Source organism: Leclercia sp. 29361 (genome assembly GCF_011290365.1).
Classification (GTDB): domain Bacteria; phylum Pseudomonadota; class Gammaproteobacteria; order Enterobacterales; family Enterobacteriaceae; genus Enterobacter; species Enterobacter tamurae.
In genome coordinates this window covers 1,324,333-1,349,269 of the sequence record NZ_CP049786.1, presented here as the reverse complement: position 1 = coordinate 1,349,269, position 24,937 = coordinate 1,324,333, and the positions used below count along the sequence as shown (strand labels likewise).

The window sequence follows — 24,937 nt, the reverse complement described above, 5'->3', positions numbered from 1 at the left end:
AATGCTTGCGCCTTTATTCTCTGGCGTGAATACTTTCATAAGACAGACCCACTGCCTTATGGCATCCAGGACATTAAGAGGAACGGTTTGAATATAGATACACGTGAAATTACCCTTGAGCCAGCAGACAACGCTCGCCTGCTGAGCCTGTGCGGGCCGTTTGATGACAACATCAAACATCTGGAGCGACGTCTGGGTATCGAGATTAATCGTCGCGATAACCAGTTCAAACTCACCGGACGCGCCATTTGCGTCAATGCCGCTGCGGATATCCTCCGTAGCCTGTACGTTGATACCGCCCCGATGCGCGGTGAAACGCAGGATATTGAGCCGGAACAGATCCATCTGGCGATCAAAGAGTCGCGGGTACTGGAGCAGAGCGCAGAGAGCGTGCCGGAGTTCGGCAAAGCTATCCACATTCAGACCAAGCGTGGCGTCATTAAACCACGCACGCCAAACCAGGCGCAGTACATCGCCAACATCCTTGATCATGACATCACCTTCGGCGTCGGCCCGGCGGGTACCGGTAAAACCTACCTCGCAGTAGCCGCTGCCGTGGATGCCCTGGAGCGCCAGGAGATCCGCCGTATTCTGCTCACCCGTCCGGCCGTTGAAGCGGGCGAGAAGCTGGGCTTCCTGCCTGGCGACCTGAGCCAGAAAGTCGACCCATACCTGCGCCCGCTGTACGATGCGCTGTTTGAGATGCTCGGCTTTGAGAAGGTTGAAAAACTGATCGAACGTAACGTTATCGAAGTGGCTCCGCTGGCCTATATGCGTGGCCGTACGTTGAACGATGCGTTTATCATTCTGGATGAGAGCCAGAACACCACCATCGAACAGATGAAGATGTTCCTGACCCGTATTGGCTTTAACTCCAAAGCGGTGATCACCGGCGATATCACCCAGGTCGACCTGCCGCGCAGCACCAAATCGGGTCTGCGTCACGCCATTGAAGTCCTGTCCGAAGTGGACGAAATCAGCTTTAACTTCTTCCACAGCGAAGACGTGGTGCGTCACCCGGTGGTGGCCCGCATCGTCACGGCGTATGAAGCGTGGGAAGCAGCAGATCAAAAACGTAAAGCAGAGCAGGCCGCGGAACGTAAACGCGAAGCCCAGGAGCAAGAGCAGAAATGAGTCAGGTGATCCTCGATTTACAGCTGGCCTGTGAAGACAATTCCGGCCTGCCGGAAGAGAGCCAGTTCCAGGCGTGGCTGAATGCCGTCATCCCTCAGTTTCAGGAAGAGTCAGAGGTAACGATTCGCCTGGTGGATGAAGCAGAAAGCCACGACCTGAACCTGACCTATCGCGGGAAAGATAAGCCGACCAACGTGCTCTCTTTCCCGTTTGAGGCGCCGCCGGGCATCGAACTGCCGCTGCTGGGTGATCTGATCATCTGCCGGCAGGTGGTTGAGCAGGAGGCAAAGGAGCAGCAAAAGCCGCTCGAAGCCCACTGGGCGCATATGGTAGTGCACGGGAGCCTGCATCTGCTGGGCTACGACCATATTGAAGATGAAGAAGCGGAAGAGATGGAGTCCCTCGAGACAGAGATAATGCTTGCTCTGGGCTATGAGGATCCGTACATTGCCGAGAAAGAGTAGTCTGTTCGGCGGTTTTGCGCCGGACTGACATAATGTGCCGTCGTGTCAGACAAAGGTCCGCGACGGCAGTTTTACATCAACATGAGAACCCTTAACAAACGCCATGAGCGACGACAATTCACACAGTAGCGACACACCTAACAGCAAAAAGGGATTTTTCTCCCTCCTTCTGAGCCAGCTGTTCCACGGTGAACCTAAAAACCGTGACGATCTTCTGGAGCTGATCCGTGATTCCGGGCAGAACGAGCTTATCGACGAAGATACGCGCGAAATGCTCGAAGGGGTAATGGACATCGCCGACCAGCGCGTTCGCGATATCATGATCCCCCGCTCGCAGATGATTACCCTGAAACGCAACCAGACCTTAGATGAGTGCCTCGACGTTATTATCGAGTCTGCTCACTCGCGTTTCCCGGTGATCAGCGAAGATAAAGATCACATCGAAGGGATTTTGATGGCTAAAGATCTGCTGCCGTTTATGCGCAGCGATTCCGAAGCCTTCAGCATGGAAAAAGTGCTACGTCAGGCGGTGGTTGTCCCGGAAAGCAAGCGGGTTGACCGCATGCTGAAAGAGTTTCGCTCTCAGCGCTACCACATGGCGATTGTTATCGATGAATTTGGCGGTGTTTCGGGTCTGGTCACCATCGAAGATATTCTTGAACTGATTGTCGGTGAGATCGAAGACGAATATGACGAAGAAGAGGATATCGACTTCCGTCAGCTGAGCCGCCACACCTGGACCGTGCGTGCGCTGGCTCCGATCGAAGATTTCAATGACACCTTCGGGACCCACTTCAGCGATGAAGAGGTGGATACCATTGGCGGGCTGGTGATGCAGGCCTTTGGTCACCTTCCGGCGCGCGGTGAGACCGTGGAAATAGACGGTTACCAGTTCAAGGTCGCAATGGCCGACAGTCGACGTATTATTCAGGTTCATGTAAGAATGCCGGACGATGCTCCGCAACCCACACTGGATGATTGATTTAAATGGCATTTGCCCCACTGTTTGAACGCCAGCGCGTACGTCTGCTGCTGGCGCTAATCCTCGGAGCCAGCGGAACGCTGGCTTTTTCCCCTTATGACTTCTGGCCCGCCGCGCTCCTCTCCCTGATGGGACTGCAGGGGCTGACGCTGAACCGACGGCCCATACAGGCCGCGGCGATTGGTTACGTCTGGGGGCTCGGCCTGTTTGGCTCCGGTATTAATTGGGTTTACGTCAGTATTGCGCAATTTGGCGGCATGCCGGGTCCGGTGAATGTCTTCCTCGTGGTACTGCTGGCAGCCTATCTTTCGCTGTATACCGGCCTCTTCGCCGGGGTCCTCTCGCGCCTGTGGCCGAAAACCAGTTGGCTGCGGGTGGCGATTGCCGCCCCGGTGGTCTGGCAGTGCAGCGAATTCCTGCGCGGCTGGGTGCTGACCGGTTTTCCCTGGCTGCAGTTTGGCTACAGCCAGATCGACGGCCCGCTGAAAGGTCTGGCGCCGGTGATGGGCGTCGAGGCGATCAACTTCCTGCTGATGGTAGTGAGCGGCCTGCTGGTACTGGCGCTGGTACAGCGCAACTGGCGTCCGCTGGCGGCGGCGCTGATCCTCTTTGCCCTGCCCTTCCCGCTGCGTTTTATCCAGTGGTTTACCCTCGAGCCGCAACGCGCTACCCAGGTGTCGATGGTGCAGGGGAATATTCCCCAGTCGCTGAAATGGGATGAAGGTCAGCTGGTCAACACCCTGAAAATTTATCTGGATGCTACCCAGAAAGAGATGGGCAACTCGCAGCTGATTATCTGGCCGGAGTCGGCGATCCCGGATCTGGAGATTAACCAGCAGCGTTTCCTCGCCATGATGGACGATCTGCTGCGCGCCCGTGACACCACCCTGATCACCGGGATTGTCGATGCGCGTCTGAACAAGCAGAACCGTTACGACACCTACAACACCATCATCACGCTGGGGAAAGACAATCCGTACAGCTATGAGTCGACCAACCGCTACAACAAAAATCACCTGGTGCCTTTCGGTGAGTTTGTGCCGCTGGAGTCGATTCTGCGTCCGCTGGCGCCATTCTTCGATCTGCCGATGTCCTCGTTTAGCCGGGGTCCGTATGTTCAGCCTCAGCTGAGCGCGCACGGCTTTTTGCTGACCGCCGCCATTTGCTACGAGATTATCCTCGGTGAGCAGGTGCGGGATAATTTCCGCCCGGATACCGATTATCTGCTGACCATCTCTAACGATGCCTGGTTCGGTAAATCGATTGGCCCATGGCAGCACTTCCAGATGGCGCGGATGCGCTCCCTGGAGCTGGCGCGCCCGCTGCTGCGCAGCACCAACAATGGCATTACCGCCGTGATTGGGCCGCAGGGCGAAATTCAGGCCATGCTCCCGCAGTTTACCCGCGACGTGCTGACGGCAAAGGTCACGCCGACGACAGGGTTAACGCCTTACGCTCGCACCGGCAACTGGCCGCTGTGGATCCTGACCGTGCTGTTCGGCTTTGGTGCCGTGCTGATGAGCCTTCGTCAGCGTCGTAAATAATTCTCACCCCTCACCCTAACCCTCTCCCCACAGGGGAGAGGGAATAGTCCTCGCATATTTGCCGCATCCTGGCCTTTCTCCCTCTCCCTTTCAGGGAGAGGGTCGGGGTGAGGGTCAATTCTGGCACGCCGATTGCTTTATTTATTCACGCAAACGCGATTTGGCTTAACGTACAACCTTGTCGCACCAGCATTGTTCACCGGTAGCACCGAAACGGTGCAACGGGGGATTTATGCCTCTGAATGGTGCGGCGCGCTTCGCAAAAATAAACAATAACGCAGCAAAATCTTTACATTAAGCCAAACTAAATGTTAACAAACACGTATAACACTGCACTCGTATCGCGCGAGCTATAACAACATCACACCGAATATCAATGCGCCCCTGTCGCTGATAAAAAAGGAGTTGGATATGCAATTACGTAAACTGGCCACAGCAATGCTGGTGATGGGATTGTCTGCAGGCGTCGTGCACGCCGAAGACGCTGCGCCGGCGGCGGGCGGCACCCTGGAAAAAATCGCTAAAAACGGCGTGATTGTGGTCGGCCACCGTGAATCCTCTGTTCCGTTCTCATACTACGACAACACGCAAAAAGTCGTGGGTTACTCTCAGGCTTACTCCAACGCCATCGTTGACGCGGTGAAGAAAAAGCTGAACAAACCGGATCTGGAAGTGAAGCTGATCCCAATCACGTCACAAAACCGTATTCCGCTGCTGCAAAACGGCACCTTTGATTTTGAGTGTGGCTCCACCACTAACAACCTTGAGCGTCAGAAACAGGCTGCCTTCTCCGATACCATCTTCGTGGTCGGTACCCGCCTGCTTACCAAAAAAGGCGGCGAGATCAAAGACTTCGACAACCTGAAAGGCAAAGCGGTGGTCGTCACCTCCGGTACCACCTCTGAAGTGCTGCTGCACAAGCTGAACGAAGAGAAGAAAATGGACATGCGCATCATCAGCGCTAAAGACCACGGTGACTCTTTCCGTACCCTGGAGAGCGGTCGCGCCGTCGCGTTTATGATGGATGATGCCCTGCTGGCTGGTGAGCGCGCGAAAGCGAAGAAACCGGACAACTGGGAAATCGTCGGCACCGCGCAATCCAAAGAGGCCTATGGCTGCATGATGCGTAAAGACGACGCGGAATTTAAGAAACTGGTTGATGACACCATCGCTCAGGTTCAGACCTCCGGCGACGCAGAGAAATGGTTCGATAAGTGGTTTAAAAACCCAATCCCACCAAAAAATCTGAACATGAACTTTGAGCTGTCCGACGACATGAAGGCACTGTTTAAAGAACCAAATGACAAAGCACTTAACTAATTAGAACCATTAAGGGGCGGGACCTCCTGCCCTCTCGATTGTCGGGAAGCGCGGACAGACTAAACGTTGAGTGGTCGTTCCCCACTCAGCGCGAATATTAAAGCTTCTCACCAATCTTCGAGGGTAGCGCTGCTACCCTTTTTTTTCTGGAGTTTATTATGTCAATCGACTGGAACTGGGGCATTTTTCTGCAGCAAGCCCCGTTCGGCAACACCACCTATCTTGGCTGGTTGTGGAGCGGTTTTCAGGTTACGGTCGCCCTGTCGATCACCGCCTGGATCATCGCCTTCCTGGTCGGCTCGCTGTTCGGTATTTTGCGTACCGTGCCTAACCGTTTTCTCTCCTCGCTGGGAACCTGCTACGTCGAACTGTTCCGTAACGTTCCGTTGATCGTGCAGTTCTTCACCTGGTATCTGGTTATCCCGGAACTGCTGCCGGAAGATCTCGGCATGTGGTTCAAATCTGAACTGGATCCTAACGTTCAGTTCTTTGTCTCCTCCATGCTCTGCCTGGGTCTGTTCACCGCTGCCCGCGTATGTGAGCAGGTGCGTGCGGCGATCCAGTCTCTGCCCCGTGGACAGAAAAACGCGGCGCTGGCGATGGGTCTGACCTTACCGCAGGCCTACCGTTACGTTCTGCTGCCGAATGCCTATCGCGTGATTGTGCCGCCGATGACCTCTGAGATGATGAACCTGGTGAAGAACTCGGCCATCGCCTCCACTATCGGTCTGGTGGATATGGCCGCGCAGGCGGGCAAATTGCTGGATTACTCCGCGCACGCGTGGGAATCCTTTACCGCCATTACCCTGGCGTACGTGCTGATTAACGCAGTGATTATGCTGGTGATGAACCTGGTCGAACGTAAAGTTCGCCTGCCGGGCACCCTGGGGGGCAAATAATGTACGAGTTTGACTGGAGTTCCATCGTTCCTTCCCTGCCCTACCTGATTGATGGCCTGATCATCACCCTGAAGATCACCCTGACGGCGGTGATTATCGGGATTGTCTGGGGCACTCTGCTGGCGGTCATGCGCCTGTCGAGCTTCAAGCCTGTCGCCTGGTTTGCCACGGCCTACGTCAACGTGTTTCGCTCCATCCCGCTGGTGATGGTGCTGCTGTGGTTCTACCTGATCGTACCGGGCCTGCTGCAGAACGTGCTTGGCCTGTCGCCGAAATCCGATATTCGTCTGATCTCAGCGATGGTGGCCTTCTCAATGTTTGAGGCGGCGTACTACTCAGAGATTATTCGCGCCGGGATCCAGAGTATCTCCCGCGGGCAGTCCAGCGCCGCCCTGGCGTTAGGCATGACCCACTGGCAGTCGATGAAGCTCATCATTCTGCCGCAGGCGTTCCGCGCCATGGTTCCGCTGCTGCTGACCCAGGGCATCGTGCTGTTCCAGGATACCTCGCTGGTTTATGTGTTGAGCCTGGCAGACTTCTTCCGCACCGCCTCCACCATCGGTGAACGCGATGGTACTCAGGTTGAGATGATCCTGTTCGCAGGTGCGGTCTATTTTGCAATTAGTTTAAGCGCGTCGCTGTTGGTCAGCTGGCTGAAGAAAAGGACAGTGTAATGATTTCCCTGAAAAATGTTTCTAAATGGTATGGGCACTTTCAGGTGCTGACCGACTGCTCCACGGAAGTGAAAAAGGGCGAAGTGGTGGTGGTGTGCGGGCCGTCCGGCTCGGGCAAATCCACCCTTATCAAAACCGTGAACGGCCTTGAGCCGGTGCAGCAGGGCGAGATTATCGTCAACGGCACCAAAGTGAATGACAAGAAAACCAACCTGGCGACGCTGCGTTCTAACGTCGGGATGGTGTTTCAGCATTTCGAACTGTTCCCGCATCTGTCGATCATTGAGAACCTGACCCTGGCGCAGGTAAAAGTGCTCAAACGCGATAAAGCGAAGGCGCGTGAAAAGGCATTGAAACTGCTGGAGCGCGTGGGTCTGACGGCGCATGCCGATAAGTTCCCGGCGCAGCTCTCCGGCGGCCAGCAGCAGCGTGTGGCGATTGCCCGCGCGCTGTGTATGGATCCGGTGGCAATGCTGTTTGATGAGCCAACCTCCGCCCTCGACCCGGAAATGATCAACGAAGTACTGGACGTTATGGTACAGCTGGCGCAAGAAGGGATGACCATGATGGTGGTGACCCACGAAATGGGCTTTGCCCGTAAAGTGGCGAACCGCGTGATCTTTATGGATGAAGGGAAAATCGTGGAGGACTCCGCCAAAGAGGAGTTCTTTGCCAACCCTCAGTCCGATCGTGCCAAAGATTTCCTCGCCAAAATCCTGCATTAATCTCCCTGGTGCGCAATCGCTCAGATTGCGCACTGCTTCACGCTTTTCATCTGTTTGCCTCGTCGGCTCCTCTCTTCAGCGTTAGCCTTGCCACAAAACAACACTGAGAAATGGAGAATTCTATGGCACTGCCCATTATCCTCGATTGCGATCCGGGTCATGACGACGCGATAGCACTCGTCCTTGCCCTCGCCTCACCAGAACTTGATGTCAAAGCCGTTACCTCCTCAGCCGGAAACCAGACCCCGGACAAAACGCTGCGTAATGTCCTGCGCATGCTCACGTTGTTAAAGCGCACCGATATCCCGGTAGCCGGCGGTGCCGTTAAGCCGTTAATGCGGGAGCTCATTATTGCGGACAACGTGCACGGTGAAAGCGGACTTGATGGGCCCGCCTTGCCCGAGCCAGGCTTTGCCCCGCAAAATTGTACGGCCGTAGAGCTGATGGCAAAAGTACTGCGCGAAAGCACCGAACCGGTGACGCTGGTGGCTACCGGTCCGCAAACTAACGTCGCCCTGCTGCTGAACAGCCATCCGGAGCTGCATACGAAAATCGCCCGGATTGTGATCATGGGCGGCGCCATGGGGCTGGGTAACTGGACCCCTGCCGCTGAATTCAACATCTTTGTCGATCCTGAAGCGGCTGAAATCGTCTTCCAGTCCGGTATTCCGGTGGTGATGGCCGGACTAGATGTAACGCACAACGCGCAAATCATGGCGGAAGATATTGAGCGTTTTCGTACGATCAATAACCCCGTGGCCCGCACCGTAGCGGAGCTGCTCGATTTCTTTATGGAGTATCACAAGACGGAAAAATGGGGTTTCCAGGGCGCACCGCTGCACGACCCTTGCACCATCGCCTGGCTGCTGAAGCCGGAGCTCTTCAGCACGGTAGAGCGCTGGGTCGGCGTCGAGACCCAGGGGAAATACACCCAGGGAATGACGGTCGTGGATTATTATTTCCTGACCGGCAATAGGCCGAATACAACCGTTATGACCGATATCGATCGTCAGGGCTTTGTTGATTTACTGGCCGATCGCCTGACATACTTCGGTTAATCGCCTCCTGCCAGGTGCCCCTGTCTATCCACAGAGGCACCGGCAGACGTTAATATCCACTAAATGAGATAGCACTTCACATATAAATGAGGAACGCGCCATAGAAGCGCTTCCTTTTTTTGGCTAGCATATTCACTTCTTCGATGTTTCCTCAGTTTTTTTAAGTCAGGGTTATTAATCGTTAACTTTTTCTAAAAATATTTTTTATTGTTCAATATTATCGGGTTGGTATAAGGTTCCGCAGCTGTTGTTGCTTACGATCTGAGAAGGATCCTCATAGTTCGCAAGGCAGTCTTACGACTTATCTAATGAAACAAATGGATATTGCTTCATGCTGAAAAATAACTGCGGCTTTATTGCCGGTTTTATTGTTTTTATTGCGCTTTGTCATAATGCTATCGCCAGCAATGCGCACCCGTCGGTAAATCAGTCAGAGCAGGATCGCGCTCGCGAAGCTGCGCTTACTCCTCAACAGCAGGAATATCAATCCACGCGCGTCTATTCTGCCGATGAAAAAAATAATTTTTCCGAAAGAGAGAAGCTGTAAATATATAAAAGAAGTTAATATTGAATCTGAGGACAGAACGTTAACGCAGAAGCTGTTAGGGAAATTAATTATTCAGGCAAAGTCGCAATGCCTGGGTATTGACGGCATCCGTTTGCTGACCCGCAGTTTACAGAATGAGTTGATCGTTAAAGGCTATATCACGTCTTTGATTGATATTCCCTCTCAGTCGCTGGAGAGCGGGATATTACATTTGACGTTAACCTACGGGAAAATTGGTCACATCGCGTTTGCCACAGATGAGCCAGTGACCCGAACCAGCCTCTGGAATGCTTTACCCTTCTCCGCGGGTGATATTCTGCGCCTGCCCGATCTTGAGCAAGGGATGGCTAACCTGCAGCGCATCCCGGGCTCAGCGGCCCATATGAACCTGCTGCCGGGACAAAACTATGCGGAAACAGATATTCGCCTGACCCGCCAACTCGATAAATCCTGGCAGGTAGGTGCCTGGCTCGACGACGCAGGCAGCCGCGCAACCGGGCGCTATCAGGGCGGCGGCGCGCTTTATCTCTACGATATGGCCTCGCTGAACGACATCCTGTACGTGGCCGGCGGGGGCGATGTTGAATTCAACCAGCATGACGACGGCAATAAAAACGGCAATATTTACTACTCCGTTCCCTTTGGCTACTGGAATATGAGCCTGTATGCCGCCCGCAGCGCATACCTGCAGCAGTTTCGCGGCCAGTGGTCTACCACCGACTATGAAAGTAAAAACCGTTACTATAGCGCAACGCTGTCACGCCTGCTTTCCCACACCCGAACGCAAAAAACGACGCTGGACGCAAAGATATTTAAAAGCACCTCCCGCTATTACTTTGGCGGCAGCGAACTCAGCGTAATGCGCAAACAAAACCCTGGCTGGGATCTTACCCTGCGCCACCAGCATTACTTTGACAGCAAGATTATTGAGGCTTCGCTAGGGATGCAGAACCGCTTGCCGTGGCTAAGTTCCACACCGACGCCGGAAGAGAATGCAGGGCTTTACGACAAACACGCCCGGGTGCTGCATGCCGATTTGCAGGCGTTAATGAAATTCCCACTCACCGGTAACAAATTTAGCTGGGCGCCGCAAATAAGCGCGCAACTCAGCCCGGATATATTATCGTCCGATAATAAAATGAATATCGGCAATCGCTGGACGGTGCGGGGCTTTGATGGTGAGCGAACATTATCCGGTAATCAGGGATGGTACTGGCGCAATGATTTCAGCTGGGATATTCCCTCGCCCAGCCAGCAATTTTATACCGGCCTGGATATCGGCAGATTGACGGGAAGCGAACAATATGGCCAGGGAAAATTATTATCCGGTGCGGTGGTAGGATTACGCGGCGAAAAATTAGCGACCCAGTATGATTTTTTTATTGGCACACCCCTGAGCAAACCTGACAACTTTCATACTCAAGCACTCAACATGGGTTTTTCATTGCAGTGGAGGTATTAAAGGACAAACGTTAGTTGTTTTATCTTATTCATATTTTACGCCCCTCATTATTTAAAGGAATAAATTCAATGTTTAAATTTAAAGTTTCTTATGTGGCGCTTACCGCCGCGCTGACCTCGACCTGGGTTTATGCAGACCCAACGACTTATACCCATCAATCCGGCACAAAAGTCATTGATATTGAAGCACCGAACGCGGCCGGGGTTTCCCATAACATGTATCGTGAATTTAACGTTGATAATAAAGGCGTGATTCTCAACAACAGCGGTATCGACTACACCCACAGCAACTTTGGCAATATGGCCAAAAACAACAACCTGACCAACGGCAGCGCCTCGGTGATCCTGAATGAAGTGATCTCTAATAAAGCGAGTTCCCTGCAGGGCTTTATTGAAGTGGGTGGACAAAGGGCCGACGTGGTGATTGCTAACCCTAACGGTATCACCTGTTCAGGCTGTAGCTTCATTAACACCAACAAAGCGGTTCTGACCACCGGTAAAGTAAACCTGAGCGACACGGGCGCTATCAATAGCTACACCGTGACCGGCGGTAAAATTACCGTCGATCAGTACGGAATGAACGCGGCAAACAGCTACGCTGCAATTCTGGCGGATGCCATTCAGCTTAACGGGACAGTAACCGCCGCCAATGCGACGCTCAGCGCCGGTAATTTTACGTTTGATAACACCACCGGTCGCATTACCTCAGCGGGTAAATCAGCAAATCTGCTGCAGACCCTGATTCCGGAGTACAGCATTGACATCAGCAAGCTGGGCGGGGTGAAAGCCAACAACATCACTATGGTGGGCAATAACTTAGGCTTCGGGGTGCGTAACAAAGGGGCCATTGTCGCCAGTAGCACCCTGGCCATGACCAGCTATGGCGCACTGGTGAACGAAAATCAAATCACCAACACCGGTTATCTGACGCAAATGGTTTCTGCCGGTGAGCTTAAAAACACCGGAACTCTCTCCTCGGCTTACATCGCGGCGCTCAGCAGTCAGAAGGATCTGAACAACGAAGGCTCCATCACCAGCGGCAATCAGTTAATGGTTTCTGCTGCGGGTAATATCACTAACAAAGGTCACATTCAGGCGACCAACGCCCTGGCAGTGACTGCCCATGGCAATCTGACAACCCACTACGGATCCACTCTTGAGTCAGACAACCAGCTGTCAATCACGACACTCGGTAATGTCGACAACGGGGGCTCTACCTATGGCAAGAACACAGCCATGAGCTTCGGCGGAGATACCTTTAAAGTCACCGGGAATATTACTGGTAGCGACACCTTACTGATCCAGGCATGGAAAAATAACGCCAGCACCAACGGTGAAATTACTAACGCCGGCAGAATCGCCGGGGGCGATGTCACCATCAGAACCAACGGCACTCTGATACAGGCTGCCAATAGCAACATGAATGCCAGCAAGAGCCTGACCACGCACAGCTACTGGCTGAACAATTCCGGCTATATGGGGGGCACAGCGGCAAATGTGAACATCGACAATATGGTGACCCATAACTATGGTCATATCGATGGCTCAACAGTTAATCTGCTGACCTGGCTGGATATCAATAACGAAGGCCTTATTCGCTCTGCTTATGATATGGATCTGAACACCAGCGGCAATGGCAATATTATCAACCGCGGCCACATCATTGCGGGCGATAACATGACCTTAACGGCGAACAAAGTGGTCAATGGCGGCTACGGCTGCGGTTTCCTTAAACTGTCGACCTGTGGTGCAGGCACACTGTCAGCCGATAAACTGGTGCTCAACTCGTCCCATAAATATGCTTCTAATATGGGCGGCACGCAGAATTTCAAAAAGATTGAAGTTAATACGACCAACTAAGTGGCAAAATCCCAGGATACGATGCAGGCATCGTATCCTGGTCTGTAAGCGCAGCGGGTGTAACCAACCCGCTTTTTAAGGCTCAAACGGACGACGCTGGAACTGGTCGTGACCGCACTTCGGACAGACCGGCAACAGGTCCGGGGTATAGACCGCCAGATGGAAGTGACAATTTTCACACACCAGATTGCCGAGCCCAACCACCTCCCCACTGTGATACACGCCGTGATGGTTAAGATCCTGGAACACCTCACGCCACTCCAGCTGCGTTTTATCGGTGATATCCGCTAGCTCCTGCCACAGACTCTCTTTGATCACCCGCATAAAGACGCTGTCAGCGACCTCATCCTGGCTCTCTTCGTAGCTGCGGGCGAACTCCTCCAGATCCCGACGCACCGCGCGGGTCACCTCCTCCACTTCGGTACGTGTTAACTCACCCGTCTGCATCACCCTCAGGCGCGCCTGTTCGACGAGCGCATCGATATCACGCTCACCATTACGCAGACGTTCAGTTAATGTGGCGACCAGTTCACGGTAAAATTGAGCAACCTTGTTCATCATTTGCCTCCCGGGTAAGTAACTCTCTCTAATGATAGACCTTATTTGCGCCCCGCTTTGTCAGGTCATCCACACTCTGCGTAAATTCCTGCAAGGCGCTTTTGAGGTAAAGGCTGTTTTGACGCGGGCGTTTGGGCTATGCTATGCGGATCTGAATTACCACATCCATTGGCTACGTTTGTAGCTGTATTGAACACAGGACCACTGGCTGCCATGCAAGAGCAATACCGCCCGGAAGAGATAGAATCGAAAGTCCAGCAACACTGGGACGAGAAGCGCACTTTTGAAGTCACCGAAGACGAGAGCAAAGAGAAGTATTACTGCCTGTCGATGCTTCCCTATCCTTCTGGCCGACTACACATGGGCCACGTGCGTAACTACACCATCGGCGATGTGATCGCTCGCTATCAGCGCATGCTGGGTAAAAACGTCCTGCAGCCGATCGGCTGGGATGCGTTTGGTCTGCCTGCTGAAGGTGCGGCGGTAAAAAACAATACCGCGCCTGCTCCGTGGACCTACGACAACATCGCCTACATGAAAAACCAGCTCAAGATGCTGGGCTTTGGCTATGACTGGAGCCGCGAGCTGGCGACCTGCACCCCGGAATACTACCGCTGGGAGCAGAAGTTCTTCACCGAGCTCTATAAAAAAGGGCTGGTCTACAAGAAAACCTCCGCCGTTAACTGGTGCCCGAACGATCAGACCGTTCTGGCCAACGAACAGGTTATCGACGGCTGCTGCTGGCGCTGCGACACCAAAGTAGAGCGTAAAGAGATCCCTCAGTGGTTTATCAAAATCACCGCTTACGCCGACGAACTGCTGAGCGATCTGGACAATCTGGACCACTGGCCAGATACCGTTAAAACCATGCAGCGCAACTGGATCGGCCGTTCTGAAGGGGTGGAAATCACCTTCGACGTTGAGAACTACGATCAGAAACTGACCGTTTACACCACCCGTCCTGACACCTTCATGGGTGCGACCTACCTGGCCGTGGCTGCAGGTCACCCGCTGGCACAGAAAGCGGCAGAGAACAATCCGGAACTGGCTGCCTTCATCGACGAATGCCGCAACACCAAAGTGGCCGAAGCCGATATGGCGACCATGGAGAAGAAAGGCGTTGCTACCGGTTTCTACGCAACACATCCGCTGACCGGCGAAGCGATCCCTGTCTGGGCTGCCAACTTCGTGCTGATGGAGTACGGTACGGGTGCCGTGATGGCCGTTCCGGGTCACGATCAGCGTGACTACGAATTTGCCACCAAATACAGCCTGGCGATCAAGCCGGTTATTCTCGCGGCAGACGGCTCTGAGCCGGATCTGTCCGAGCAGGCGCTGACCGAAAAAGGCACCCTGTTCAACTCCGGCGAATTCAGCGGCCTGAGCTTTGAAGAGGGCTTCAACGCCATTGCCGACAAACTGACGGCGCTGGGCGTGGGCGAACGTAAAGTTAACTACCGTCTGCGCGACTGGGGTGTTTCCCGTCAGCGTTACTGGGGCGCACCAATCCCGATGGTGACCCTGGAAGACGGTACCGTTCAGCCAACCCCGGAAGATCAACTCCCGGTGATCCTGCCGGAAGACGTGGTCATGGATGGCATCACCAGCCCGATCAAAGCCGATCCTGAGTGGGCGAAGACCACCGTGAACGGCATGCCTGCGCTGCGTGAAACTGACACCTTCGACACCTTTATGGAGTCCTCCTGGTACTACGCGCGTTATACCTGCCCGCAGTATCAGGAAGGCATGCTGGATTCCGATGCAGCAAACTACTGGCTGCCGGTCGATATCTACATCGGCGGGATCGAACACGCCATCATGCACCTGCTCTACTTCCGCTTCTTCCACAAGCTGATGCGCGACGCGGGCCTGGTGAACTCTGATGAGCCAGCCAAACAGCTGCTGTGTCAGGGCATGGTACTGGCGGATGCCTTCTACTACGTCGGCGTGAACGGCGAGCGTAACTGGGTCTCCCCGGTTGATGCTATCGTTGAGCGCGACGAGAAAGGCCGCATCGTCAAGGCGAAAGATGCCGCGGGTCACGAGCTGGTGTATACCGGCATGAGCAAAATGTCGAAGTCCAAAAACAACGGCATTGACCCACAGGTGATGGTAGAGCGTTACGGCGCTGACACCGTGCGTCTGTTCATGATGTTCGCCTCTCCGGCAGACATGACCCTCGAGTGGCAGGAGTCCGGCGTTGAAGGGGCTAACCGCTTCCTGAAACGTGTCTGGAAACTGGTTTACGAGCACACCTCTCAGGGCGAAGCACCGGCACTGGATACCGCAGCCCTGACGGAAGATCAGCAGGCGCTGCGTCGTGATGTTCATAAAACTATTGCCAAAGTAACCGATGATATTGGTCGCCGTCAGACCTTCAATACCGCGATTGCGGCTATTATGGAATTGATGAACAAGCTGGCGAAAGCCCCGCAGGAAGGCGAGCAGGATCGTGCCTTGATGCGTGAAGCATTGCTGGCGGTTGTCCGTATGCTGAACCCGTTCACCCCTCACGCCAGCTTTACTCTGTGGCAGGAGCTGAACGGCGAAGGCGATATCGACAATGCACCGTGGCCGGTGGCGGATGAATCCGCAATGGTGGAAAACACCACGCTGGTCGTCGTGCAGGTCAACGGCAAAGTGCGCGGTAAAATCACTGTTCCGGTTGATGCAACCGAAGAGCAGGTCCGTGAACGCGCCGGCCAGGAACATCTGGTGGCGAAGTATCTTGATGGCGTTACCGTACGTAAAGTGATCTACGTGCCCGGTAAACTGCTGAACCTGGTCGTTGGCTAAGCGCGGGAGGAAGCGTGCGACAACTGGCAACATTACTGTTATCGCTGGCGGTGTTAGTCACCGCCGGCTGTGGCTGGCACTTGCGTAACACTACACAGGTGCCGGAACAGATGAAAACCATGATTTTCGATTCGGGCGATCCAAATGGTCCGTTGAGCCGTGCCATTCGTAATCAGCTGCGCCTTAACGGCGTTGACCTGATCGAAAAAGGAACGCTGCGCCAGGATATTCCGTCATTCCGCGTATTAAGCTCTAGCCTGAGCCAGGATACCGCGTCCATCTTCCAGGATGGTCGTACTGCGGAATACCAGATGGTGATGGAAGTTCACGCTGCGGTGCTGATCCCGGGTAGCGATATTTACCCTATCAGTACCAAGGTCTACCGTTCGTTCTTCGATAACCCACAGACTGCGCTGGCGAAAGATGCTGAGCAGACCATTATCGTTAACGAAATGTATGACAAGGCAGCAGAGCAGCTGATCCGTAAGCTGCCGAGCGTCCATACTGCTGAAAAAGAGAATGCCCTTAAAGCGCAGCCTGTGGCTAAGCCAGCGGCATCCTCATCTCGCGTCACCACGACGCTGGGTCAGTAATGCTCAGGTTGTACCCTGAACAACTCCGCGCGCAGCTCAATGAAGGGCTGCGCGCGGCGTATCTGCTTCTCGGAAACGATCCGCTGTTGCTGCAGGAGAGTCAGGACGCCGTACGCCAGCTTGCGGCGACCCAGGGCTTTGAAGAGCACCACAGTTTCACCCTGGATAACAGCACCGACTGGCAGGAGATTTTCTCTCTCTGTCAGGCGATGAGCCTCTTTGCCGCCCGGCAAACCCTGCTTATTCAGTTACCGGAAAACGGCCCTAATGCGGCCATCAACGAACAACTGGCCACGCTGGTAAGTCTGCTGCATAACGATCTGCTGCTGATTGTCCGCGGCAATAAGCTGACCAAAGCCCAGGAGAATGCCGCCTGGTTTACGGCGCTGGCAAACCATTCAGTACTGGTGACCTGTCAGACCCCGGAGCAGGCGCACCTACCCAAATGGGTGGCGGCCCGGGCAAAGCAGAACAATCTGCAGCTGGATGACGCGGCGAATCAGCTGCTCTGTTACTGCTACGAAGGCAACCTGCTGGCCCTTGCCCAGGCGCTTGAGCGGCTGTCGCTGCTCTGGCCGGATGGCAAACTGACCCTGCCGCGCGTCGAGCAGGCCGTCAACGACGCAGCCCATTTCACCCCTTTCCACTGGGTCGATGCCCTGCTCTCGGCGAAGAGCAAGCGCGCCCTGCATATCCTGCAACAGCTGCGTCTCGAAGGCAGTGAGCCGGTGATCCTGCTCAGAACCCTGCAGCGTGAACTGTTGCTGCTCCTGACCCTGAAACGTCAGTCGGCACATACGCCCCTGCGTGCGCTGTTTGATAAACACCGGGTCTGGCAGAACCGTCGCGGCATGACCACCGAGGCCCTGAACCGCCTGAGCCCGGAACAGCTGCGCCAGGCCGTTCAGCTGCTGACGCGTACCGAGCTGACCCTGAAGCAGGATTACGGCCAGTCGATCTGGTCCGAGCTGGAAAGCCTTTCGCTGCTGCTGTGCCACAAGGCACTGGCCGATATCTTTATAGAAGGGTAAGAGATGCACTCTCTCCAGGCTCTGTTTGGCGGTACCTTTGACCCGATCCACTACGGGCATCTGAAACCGGTCGAAATTCTGGCGAACCAGATTGGTCTGCAGCGCGTCACTATTATGCCGAACAACGTGCCGCCGCACCGTCCCCAGCCTGAAGCCAGCGCCGCACAGCGCAAAACGATGCTGGAGCTGGCGATTGCCGATAAGCCGCTGTTTCACCTCGACGAGCGTGAGCTGCGTCGGGACACCCCGTCCTATACCGCGCAAACCCTGCAGGAGTGGCGCAGCGAACAGGGGCCGGAGAGACCGCTGGCCTTTATCATCGGCCAGGACTCTCTGCTTAGCTTTCCAGGCTGGTATCAGTATCAGACGATCCTCGATAACAGCCATTTGATCGTCTGTCGTCGTCCGGGTTATCCGCTGGCGATGAAAGAGGAGCAGCATCAGCAGTGGCTGGAGCAGCACCTGACATATCAGGCTGAAGATTTGCATACCCTGCCAGCCGGTAAAATCTATCTGGCGGAAACGCCGTGGTTTGATATTTCGGCCACCCTGATCCGCCAGCGTCTGCAGCAGGGACTCCCCTGCGATGAGATGTTACCGGCGGCGGTAATGCGTTACATTCAACAGCAGGGTCTGTATCAGAAAAGCAGCAACTGACTGGAAGCCGGGAGAAAAAGCGCGCCATTCGCGCTCTCAGCATTGACACCCCCGTCCAGGCTGATATCCTCCGCTGCCAGACTTCCCGCCAGCACTGTTTTACAAAAACTGTTTTACAAAAATGGCGATGCAATCTCCGGCATAGGGTGGGATGATACCCGCCTTCGCAGGCCCGTCCGGTGACATTAGTCCCGACACTGCGGCCAGTTCAGGTATACTGTCTGGCTACGAATTTACAGTTATTCAATCTCACTTTCCCAGGGGGAAAACTTGCAGGGTAAAGCACTCCAGGATTTTGTTATCGACAAAATTGATGACCTGAAAGGTCAGGACATCATCGCCATCGACGTTCAGGGCAAATCAAGCATCACCGATTGCATGATTATCTGCACCGGTACCTCCACTCGCCACGTTGCTTCCATCGCTGACCATGTTGTGCAGGAATCCCGCGCTGCCGGTATGCTGCCGCTGGGCGTTGAAGGCGAAGCGACCGCTGACTGGGTCGTTGTTGACCTTGGCGATGTGATTGTCCACGTCATGCAGGAAGAGAGCCGTCGCCTGTATGAGCTGGAAAAACTCTGGGGTTAATGCGTGAAGCTGCAACTGGTAGCCGTCGGCACAAAAATGCCCGACTGGGTACAAACAGGGTTTACTGAATATCTGCGTCGTTTTCCGAAAGACATGCCGTTTGAGCTGGTGGAGATCCCCGCCGGCAAACGCGGCAAAAACGCAGATATCAAACGCATTCTCGACAAAGAGGGTGAACTGATGCTGGCTGCCGCAGGCAAAAACCGCATCGTCACGCTCGATATTCCGGGCAAGCCCTGGGATACACCGCAGCTGGCGCATGAACTGGAGCGCTGGAAGCAGGACGGTCGCGACGTCAGCCTGTTAATTGGCGGTCCCGAGGGATTATCTCCCGCCTGCAAAGCGGCAGCAGAACAGAGTTGGTCTCTCTCCGCGCTGACGCTGCCCCACCCGCTGGTTCGGGTGTTGGTTGCTGAAAGTCTCTATCGCGCGTGGAGCATCACGACTAACCATCCTTATCACCGTGAGTAATGATGACGTCCTGGATAAATTAAGCAGCGGATGAAACTACAGAATTCTTTTCGCGACTATACGGCTGAGTCCGCGCTGTTCGTGCGCCGGGCGGTGGTCGCCTTTTTGGGGATTTTGCTGCTGACTGGCGTGCTGATCGCCAACCTCTATAATCTGCAAATTGTCCGTTTTACCGATTACCAGACCCGCTCCAACGAAAACCGCATCAAACTCGTCCCCATCGCCCCAAGCCGCGGCATTATCTACGATCGCAACGGTACGCCACTGGCGCTGAACCGCACGATCTACCAGATTGAAATGATGCCGGAGAAGGTCGATAACGTGCAGCAGACGCTCGACGCGTTGCGCGGCGTGGTCGATCTGAATGATGACGATATTGCCGCCTTCAAAAAAGAGCGCTCCCGCTCGCATCGCTTCACGTCGATTCCGGTAAAAACCAACCTCACCGAGGTGCAGGTAGCCCGTTTCGCCGTGAACCAGTACCGCTTTCCGGGCGTAGAAGTCAAAGGTTACAAGCGCCGCTTCTACCCGTACGGCTCTGCCCTGACGCACGTCATCGGCTATGTCTCGAAAATCAACGATAAAGATGTCGACAGGCTGGATAAAGACGGCAAGCTCGCCAACTACGCGGCAACGCACGATATCGGCAAGCTGGGGATTGAGCGCTACTACGAAGATATGCTCCACGGTCAGACCGGTTACGAAGAGGTTGAAGTCAACAACCGTGGCCGGGTGATCCGCCAGCTGAAAGAGGTGCCGCCTCAGGCCGGGCATGACATCTATCTGACCCTGGATCTCAAACTCCAGCAGTACGTCGAAACCCTGCTGGCAGGCAGTCGTGCGGCGGTCATTGTGACTGACCCGCGCAGCGGCAGCATTCTGGCCCTGGTCTCGACGCCAAGCTATGACCCGAATCTGTTCGTTGATGGTATCTCCAGCAAAGATTATTCCGGCCTGCTTAATGACCCGAACACGCCGCTGATCAACCGCGCGACTCAGGGTGTTTATCCCCCGGCGTCCACGGTAAAACCTTATGTGGCGGTATCTGCGTTAAGCGCGGGGGTGATCACCCGCAACACCGGTCTCTTCGACCCGGGCTGGTGGCAGTTGCCGGGCTCGGAAAAACGCTACCGCGACTGGAAGAAGTGGGGCCACGGCCATCTGAACGTCACCAAATCACTGGAGGAGTCGGCGGATACCTTCTTTTACCAGGTGGCCTACGACATGGGCATCGACCGTCTGTCAGAATGGATGGGCAAATTTGGCTATGGTCACTACACCGGTATCGACCTCTCAGAAGAGCGCTCCGGCAATATGCCGACCCGTGAATGGAAGCTGAAACGCTTTAAAAAGCCGTGGTATCAGGGCGACACCATTCCGGTGGGGATCGGCCAGGGCTACTGGACCGCCACACCGATTCAGATGAGCAAAGCGCTGATGATCCTGATCAACGACGGGGTGGTGAAAGTGCCGCACCTGCTGATGAGCACCGTCGAAGACGGCAAAAAAGTCCCCTGGTCACAGCCGCACGAGCCGCCGGTGGGCGATATTCATTCCGGTTACTGGGAAATTGCCAAAGACGGGATGTATGGCGTAGCCAACCGTGCCAACGGTACAGCACACAAATACTTTGCCGGTGCGCCGTATAAAATCGCGGCAAAATCCGGTACCGCGCAGGTCTTTGGTCTGAAAGCGAATGAAACCTATAACGCGCATAAAATCGCTGAACGTCTGCGTGACCACAAGCTGATGATTGCGTTTGCTCCATACGAAAACCCGCAGGTGGCGGTGTCGATTATTCTGGAAAACGGCGGTGCCGGCCCGGCGGTCGGTACTATCATGCGCCAGATCCTTGATCACATCATGCTGGGTGATAACAACACTGAACTGCCGAGTGAAAGCCCGGCTGCCGCCGGCGCGGAGGACCAATAATCGTGACGGATAATCCGAATAAAAAATCGCTGTGGGACAAGATCCACATCGACCCGGCCATGCTGCTGATCCTGCTGGCGCTGCTGGTCTACAGTGCCATGGTCATCTGGAGTGCCAGCGGCCAGGATCTCGGCATGACGGAGCGTAAGATCGGCCAGATTACCATGGGTCTGGTGGTGATGGTGGTAATGGCGCAGATCCCGCCGCGCGTCTACGAAGGCTGGGCGCCCTATCTCTATATCTTCTGTATCATTCTACTGGTGGCGGTGGATGCCTTTGGCGCCATCTCGAAAGGTGCACAGCGCTGGCTCGATCTCGGTATTGTGCGTTTTCAGCCCTCTGAGATTGCAAAAATCGCCGTTCCGCTGATGGTGGCCCGCTTTATTAACCGTGATGTCTGCCCGCCGTCGCTGAAAAACACCGCTATCGCGCTGGTGCTGATCTTCCTGCCGACGCTGCTGGTAGCCGCGCAGCCGGACCTCGGTACCTCGATTCTGATTGCGCTTTCCGGTCTGTTCGTACTGTTCCTTTCCGGACTCAGCTGGCGGCTTATCGGCATTGCGGCGGTGTTACTGGCGGCCTTTATCCCGATTCTGTGGTTCTTCCTGATGCACGATTATCAGCGCCAACGCGTGATGATGTTGCTCGATCCGGAGAGCGACCCGCTCGGGGCAGGCTATCATATTATACAGTCGAAGATTGCAATCGGCTCTGGCGGCCTGCGCGGTAAGGGCTGGCTGCACGGTACTCAGTCGCAGCTTGAGTTTCTGCCCGAACGCCACACCGACTTTATCTTTGCGGTTCTGGCGGAAGAGTTAGGTCTGGTCGGGATTCTGATCCTGCTGGCGCTGTACCTGCTGTTAATCATGCGCGGATTGTGGATTGCCGCCCGGGCGCAAACCACCTTTGGCCGGGTAATGGCCGGTGGCTTGATGTTGATTTTATTCGTTTATGTTTTCGTAAATATTGGTATGGTGAGCGGTATTCTGCCGGTGGTAGGCGTACCGCTTCCGCTGGTGAGTTATGGAGGCTCGGCCCTGATCGTTCTGATGGCCGGGTTCGGGATCGTGATGTCGATCCACACACACAGAAAAATGTTGTCAAAAAGCGTATAAGGGGCACGCAATGCGTAAGCAGTGGTCTGGGATCTGCATCGCAGTGAGTTTACTGGCAGCCTGTACAAGTGACGATGGTCAGCAGCAAGCGACCGTCGCACCACCGCAGCCAGCGGTATGTAATGGTCCGGTGGTTGAGATCAGCGGAGCCGATCCGCGTTTCGAACCGCTGAGTGCCACCGCCAATCAGGATTACGAACGCGACGGTAAAAGCTACAAAATCGTTCAGGACCTTTCCCGATTCAGTCAGGCAGGCCTGGCAGCAATTTATGACGCCGAGCCGGGAAGCAACCTGACCGCCAGCGGCGAAGCTTTCGATCCGATGCAGCTCACTGCTGCGCACCCGACGCTGCCGATCCCAAGCTATGCGCGTATCACCAACCTGGCGAATGGCCGGATGATCGTAGTGCGTATCAACGATCGTGGTCCTTACGGCAATGACCGCGCGATCTCGCTGTCGCGCGCCGCGGCCGACCGCCTGAATACCTCTAACAACACCAAAGTGCGTATCGACCCAATTATTGTCGCTCAGGACGGTTCGCTCTCCGGCCCGGGTATGGCCTGTACCACCGTGGCTAAACAGACTTATGCCCTGCCCGCGCGTCCCGACCTGAGCAGCGGTATGGGTGGCGCGTCGTCCGTTTCCGAACCTGCACCGCAGGGTGACGTACATGCCATCAGTAATGACACGCTGAAAAGCGAAGACAGCATGGGCGCGCCGGTCAGCAGCAGCGGTTTCCTTGGCGCTCCAACCACCCTCGCCTCCGGCGTGCTGGAAGGCAGCGAACCGCCTGCACCTCAGCCGGTTGTCACCGCGCCGGTGAACCAGACGGCTCCGGTGACGGCACCTGTCTCTGCCCCGGCTCAGGCTCCGGTGACGGCGCCCGTTTCCGCCCCTGCCCAGGCCGGTGGCTATGTCGTTCAGGTTGGCGCAGTCAGCGACCAGGCGCGTGCCCAGCAGTATCAGCAGCGCCTCGGTCAGCAGTTTGGCGTACCAGGTCGCGTTGAGCAAAACGGCGCGGTATGGCGTATTCAGCTGGGTCCCTTTGCCAGCAAATCTCAGGCGGCAGCTTTACAGCAACGTCTGCAGAATGAAGCGCAGTTACAGTCATTTATCGCTGTAGCGAAATGATTAATCGGCGGTATCCGAATTGTCAGTATTTGTCATGTTGATTCACACTCTCATGCCGAAAGTCGGATGCCGGCCTGTATAGCATTTGCTATAGTAAGGCACTTTTTTAATTCCATCACGGATGTCGTTTTTCTAACCATGAAGACCACTTTCTCCGCTCGTTTTATGCAGCGCATGGCGCTCACTACGGCGCTTTGTGCAGCCACGCTCTCTGTTGCTCACGCCGATGACCTGAATATCAAGACCATGATCCCGGGCGTTCCGCAGATCGACGCGGAATCCTACATCCTGATCGATTACAACTCCGGCAAAGTGTTGGCTGAGCAGAACGCGGATTCACGACGCGACCCGGCCAGTCTGACCAAAATGATGACCAGCTACGTCATCGGTCAGGCCATGAAAGCAGGTAAATTCAAAGAAACCGACCTGGTGACCATCGGCAACGATGCGTGGGCCACCGGCAACCCGGTGTTCAAGGGCTCATCATTGATGTTCCTGAAACCCGGCATGCAGGTGCCTGTCTCCCAGCTGATCCGTGGTATCAACCTGCAGTCCGGTAACGACGCCTGTGTGGCAATGGCCGACTTTGCCGCGGGCAGCCAGGACGCCTTTGTGGGTCTGATGAACAGCTACGTTTCCGCGCTGGGTCTGAAAAACAGCCACTTCCAGACCGTACACGGCCTGGATGCTGAGGGTCAGTACAGCTCGGCGCGCGATATGGCCCTGATTGGCCAGGCGCTGATCCGTGACGTGCCGAACGAATACACGATCTACAAAGAGAAAGAGTTCACCTTTAACGGTATCCGCCAGACCAACCGCAACGGCCTGCTGTGGGATAACAGCCTGAACGTTGACGGCATCAAAACCGGGCATACCGATAAAGCCGGTTACAACCTGGTCGCCTCTGCCACCGAAGGCCAGATGCGTCTGATCTCTGCGGTGATGGGTGGTCGTACCTTCAAAGGGCGTGAAACCGAGAGCAAAAAACTGCTCACCTGGGGCTTCCGCTTCTTCGAAACCGTGAACCCACTGAAAGCGGGCAAAGAGTTCGCCTCTGAGCCGGTATGGTTTGGTGATAACGACCGCGCCTCCCTGGGTGTTGATAAAGATCTCTACCTGACAATTCCACGCGGCCGTATGAAAGATCTGAAGGCCAGCTATGTCCTGACCGCCAGCGAGCTGCACGCTCCGCTGAAGAAAAACCAGGTCGTGGGCACCATCAACTTCCAGCTTGATGGCAAAACCATCGATCAGCGCCCACTAGTGGTGCTGGACGAAATCCCGGAAGGCAATTTCTTCGGCAAAATCATTGATTACATTAAACTGATGTTCCATCACTGGTTTGGTTAAGAATTGAACACTTGAAAGTGTGATTTCCATCCCCATATACTATGTA

At 55.0% G+C, this 24,937-nt stretch carries 21 protein-coding genes and 1 pseudogene; 21 read left to right on the top strand and 1 reads right to left on the bottom strand.

The annotated features are described in order from the left end of the window. The first annotated feature begins 87 nt into the window (after positions 1-87). The 11 genes and pseudogenes from G7090_RS06315 to G7090_RS06265 all read left to right on the top strand — a co-directional run bounded on the left by G7090_RS06315 (position 88) and on the right by G7090_RS06265 (position 12,668). Entirely contained in the window at positions 88-1,134 is a 1,047-nt protein-coding gene (locus G7090_RS06315; protein WP_103178684.1) for a PhoH family protein, read from the top strand. Beyond that, positions 1,131-1,598 carry an rRNA maturation RNase YbeY gene (gene ybeY, locus G7090_RS06310; protein WP_106992341.1) on the top strand — a complete coding sequence of 156 codons (468 nt, stop codon included), beginning with the start codon at positions 1,131-1,133 and terminating at the stop codon, positions 1,596-1,598. The genes G7090_RS06315 and ybeY overlap by 4 nt, the downstream gene beginning before the upstream one ends. Positions 1,599-1,701: 103 nt before the next feature. Next, the gene (corC, locus tag G7090_RS06305; RefSeq protein ID WP_106992340.1) at positions 1,702-2,580 is read left to right on the top strand and encodes a CNNM family magnesium/cobalt transport protein CorC; all 879 of its coding nucleotides are present in this window, start codon (positions 1,702-1,704) and stop codon (positions 2,578-2,580) included. Between the two features lie 5 nt (positions 2,581-2,585). Continuing rightward, a complete protein-coding gene (gene lnt, locus G7090_RS06300) occupies positions 2,586-4,124 on the top strand; it encodes an apolipoprotein N-acyltransferase (protein ID WP_166181862.1) in 1,539 nt (512 codons plus the stop codon). Positions 4,125-4,535: 411 nt separating this feature from the next. Beyond that, a complete protein-coding gene (locus G7090_RS06295) occupies positions 4,536-5,444 on the top strand; it encodes an amino acid ABC transporter substrate-binding protein (protein WP_166181861.1) in 909 nt (302 codons plus the stop codon). Positions 5,445-5,602: 158 nt separating this feature from the next. Next, positions 5,603-6,343, top strand: a complete 741-nt coding sequence (locus G7090_RS06290; RefSeq protein ID WP_166181860.1) for an amino acid ABC transporter permease — start codon at positions 5,603-5,605, stop codon at positions 6,341-6,343. Beyond that, a complete protein-coding gene (gene gltK / locus G7090_RS06285) occupies positions 6,343-7,017 on the top strand; it encodes a glutamate/aspartate ABC transporter permease GltK (RefSeq protein WP_106992336.1) in 675 nt (224 codons plus the stop codon). Before G7090_RS06290 ends, gltK begins: the two co-directional genes overlap by 1 nt. Then, positions 7,017-7,742 carry an amino acid ABC transporter ATP-binding protein gene (locus G7090_RS06280; RefSeq protein WP_106992335.1) on the top strand — a complete coding sequence of 242 codons (726 nt, stop codon included), beginning with the start codon at positions 7,017-7,019 and terminating at the stop codon, positions 7,740-7,742. Before gltK ends, G7090_RS06280 begins: the two co-directional genes overlap by 1 nt. 122 nt (positions 7,743-7,864) lie before the next feature. Continuing rightward, complete coding sequence (rihA, locus tag G7090_RS06275; protein WP_166181859.1) at positions 7,865-8,800, top strand: pyrimidine-specific ribonucleoside hydrolase RihA; 936 nt, start codon at positions 7,865-7,867, stop codon at positions 8,798-8,800. A 331-nt stretch (positions 8,801-9,131) separates the two neighbouring features. Continuing rightward, positions 9,132-10,809: pseudogene (locus G7090_RS06270) on the top strand (ShlB/FhaC/HecB family hemolysin secretion/activation protein). 68 nt (positions 10,810-10,877) lie between these two features. Next, complete coding sequence (locus G7090_RS06265) at positions 10,878-12,668, top strand: filamentous hemagglutinin N-terminal domain-containing protein (RefSeq protein WP_166181858.1); 1,791 nt, start codon at positions 10,878-10,880, stop codon at positions 12,666-12,668. Between the two features lie 75 nt (positions 12,669-12,743). Here G7090_RS06265 and G7090_RS06260 read toward each other — a convergent pair whose 3' ends face one another. Beyond that, positions 12,744-13,226 carry a zinc ribbon-containing protein gene (locus G7090_RS06260; RefSeq protein WP_106992804.1) on the bottom strand — a complete coding sequence of 161 codons (483 nt, stop codon included), beginning with the start codon at positions 13,224-13,226 and terminating at the stop codon, positions 12,744-12,746. A 213-nt stretch (positions 13,227-13,439) separates the two neighbouring features. On the opposite strand from G7090_RS06260, the gene leuS reads away from it, so the two are divergent. From leuS to dacA, 10 genes are all read left to right on the top strand, one after another. Beyond that, the gene (gene leuS / locus G7090_RS06255) at positions 13,440-16,022 is read left to right on the top strand and encodes a leucine--tRNA ligase (RefSeq protein ID WP_166181857.1); all 2,583 of its coding nucleotides are present in this window, start codon (positions 13,440-13,442) and stop codon (positions 16,020-16,022) included. A 14-nt stretch (positions 16,023-16,036) separates the two neighbouring features. Next, positions 16,037-16,615 carry an LPS assembly lipoprotein LptE gene (gene lptE / locus G7090_RS06250; protein ID WP_106992332.1) on the top strand — a complete coding sequence of 193 codons (579 nt, stop codon included), beginning with the start codon at positions 16,037-16,039 and terminating at the stop codon, positions 16,613-16,615. Then, positions 16,615-17,646 carry a DNA polymerase III subunit delta gene (gene holA, locus G7090_RS06245; RefSeq protein ID WP_166181856.1) on the top strand — a complete coding sequence of 344 codons (1,032 nt, stop codon included), beginning with the start codon at positions 16,615-16,617 and terminating at the stop codon, positions 17,644-17,646. Before lptE ends, holA begins: the two co-directional genes overlap by 1 nt. A 3-nt stretch (positions 17,647-17,649) precedes the next feature. After that, positions 17,650-18,303 carry a nicotinate-nucleotide adenylyltransferase gene (gene nadD / locus G7090_RS06240; RefSeq protein ID WP_166181855.1) on the top strand — a complete coding sequence of 218 codons (654 nt, stop codon included), beginning with the start codon at positions 17,650-17,652 and terminating at the stop codon, positions 18,301-18,303. 270 nt (positions 18,304-18,573) lie between these two features. Next, positions 18,574-18,891, top strand: a complete 318-nt coding sequence (gene rsfS, locus G7090_RS06235) for a ribosome silencing factor (protein WP_032617029.1) — start codon at positions 18,574-18,576, stop codon at positions 18,889-18,891. 3 nt (positions 18,892-18,894) lie between these two features. After that, positions 18,895-19,362 carry a 23S rRNA (pseudouridine(1915)-N(3))-methyltransferase RlmH gene (gene rlmH, locus G7090_RS06230; RefSeq protein ID WP_003858701.1) on the top strand — a complete coding sequence of 156 codons (468 nt, stop codon included), beginning with the start codon at positions 18,895-18,897 and terminating at the stop codon, positions 19,360-19,362. A 30-nt stretch (positions 19,363-19,392) separates the two neighbouring features. After that, complete coding sequence (gene mrdA / locus G7090_RS06225) at positions 19,393-21,294, top strand: peptidoglycan DD-transpeptidase MrdA (RefSeq protein WP_106992329.1); 1,902 nt, start codon at positions 19,393-19,395, stop codon at positions 21,292-21,294. 2 nt (positions 21,295-21,296) lie between these two features. Next, a complete protein-coding gene (gene mrdB / locus G7090_RS06220) occupies positions 21,297-22,409 on the top strand; it encodes a peptidoglycan glycosyltransferase MrdB (RefSeq protein WP_106992328.1) in 1,113 nt (370 codons plus the stop codon). 10 nt (positions 22,410-22,419) lie between these two features. Continuing rightward, complete coding sequence (gene rlpA, locus G7090_RS06215; RefSeq protein ID WP_166181854.1) at positions 22,420-23,541, top strand: endolytic peptidoglycan transglycosylase RlpA; 1,122 nt, start codon at positions 22,420-22,422, stop codon at positions 23,539-23,541. A 138-nt stretch (positions 23,542-23,679) separates the two neighbouring features. Next, a complete protein-coding gene (gene dacA, locus G7090_RS06210) occupies positions 23,680-24,891 on the top strand; it encodes a D-alanyl-D-alanine carboxypeptidase DacA (RefSeq protein ID WP_106992326.1) in 1,212 nt (403 codons plus the stop codon). Positions 24,892-24,937 lie beyond the last annotated feature (46 nt).

Coding starts and splice junctions, on each gene's coding strand:
- dacA (WP_106992326.1), top strand. CDS start 23,680: ATGAAGACCACTTTCTCCGCTCGTTTTATGCAGCGCATGGCGCTCACT.
- G7090_RS06265 (WP_166181858.1), top strand. CDS start 10,878: ATGTTTAAATTTAAAGTTTCTTATGTGGCGCTTACCGCCGCGCTGACC.
- G7090_RS06290 (WP_166181860.1), top strand. CDS start 5,603: ATGTCAATCGACTGGAACTGGGGCATTTTTCTGCAGCAAGCCCCGTTC.
- G7090_RS06280 (WP_106992335.1), top strand. CDS start 7,017: ATGATTTCCCTGAAAAATGTTTCTAAATGGTATGGGCACTTTCAGGTG.
- lnt (WP_166181862.1), top strand. CDS start 2,586: ATGGCATTTGCCCCACTGTTTGAACGCCAGCGCGTACGTCTGCTGCTG.
- gltK (WP_106992336.1), top strand. CDS start 6,343: ATGTACGAGTTTGACTGGAGTTCCATCGTTCCTTCCCTGCCCTACCTG.
- leuS (WP_166181857.1), top strand. CDS start 13,440: ATGCAAGAGCAATACCGCCCGGAAGAGATAGAATCGAAAGTCCAGCAA.
- mrdA (WP_106992329.1), top strand. CDS start 19,393: ATGAAACTACAGAATTCTTTTCGCGACTATACGGCTGAGTCCGCGCTG.
- nadD (WP_166181855.1), top strand. CDS start 17,650: ATGCACTCTCTCCAGGCTCTGTTTGGCGGTACCTTTGACCCGATCCAC.
- corC (WP_106992340.1), top strand. CDS start 1,702: ATGAGCGACGACAATTCACACAGTAGCGACACACCTAACAGCAAAAAG.
- rlpA (WP_166181854.1), top strand. CDS start 22,420: ATGCGTAAGCAGTGGTCTGGGATCTGCATCGCAGTGAGTTTACTGGCA.
- holA (WP_166181856.1), top strand. CDS start 16,615: ATGCTCAGGTTGTACCCTGAACAACTCCGCGCGCAGCTCAATGAAGGG.
- G7090_RS06260 (WP_106992804.1), bottom strand. CDS start 13,226: ATGAACAAGGTTGCTCAATTTTACCGTGAACTGGTCGCCACATTAACT.
- G7090_RS06295 (WP_166181861.1), top strand. CDS start 4,536: ATGCAATTACGTAAACTGGCCACAGCAATGCTGGTGATGGGATTGTCT.
- rihA (WP_166181859.1), top strand. CDS start 7,865: ATGGCACTGCCCATTATCCTCGATTGCGATCCGGGTCATGACGACGCG.
- ybeY (WP_106992341.1), top strand. CDS start 1,131: ATGAGTCAGGTGATCCTCGATTTACAGCTGGCCTGTGAAGACAATTCC.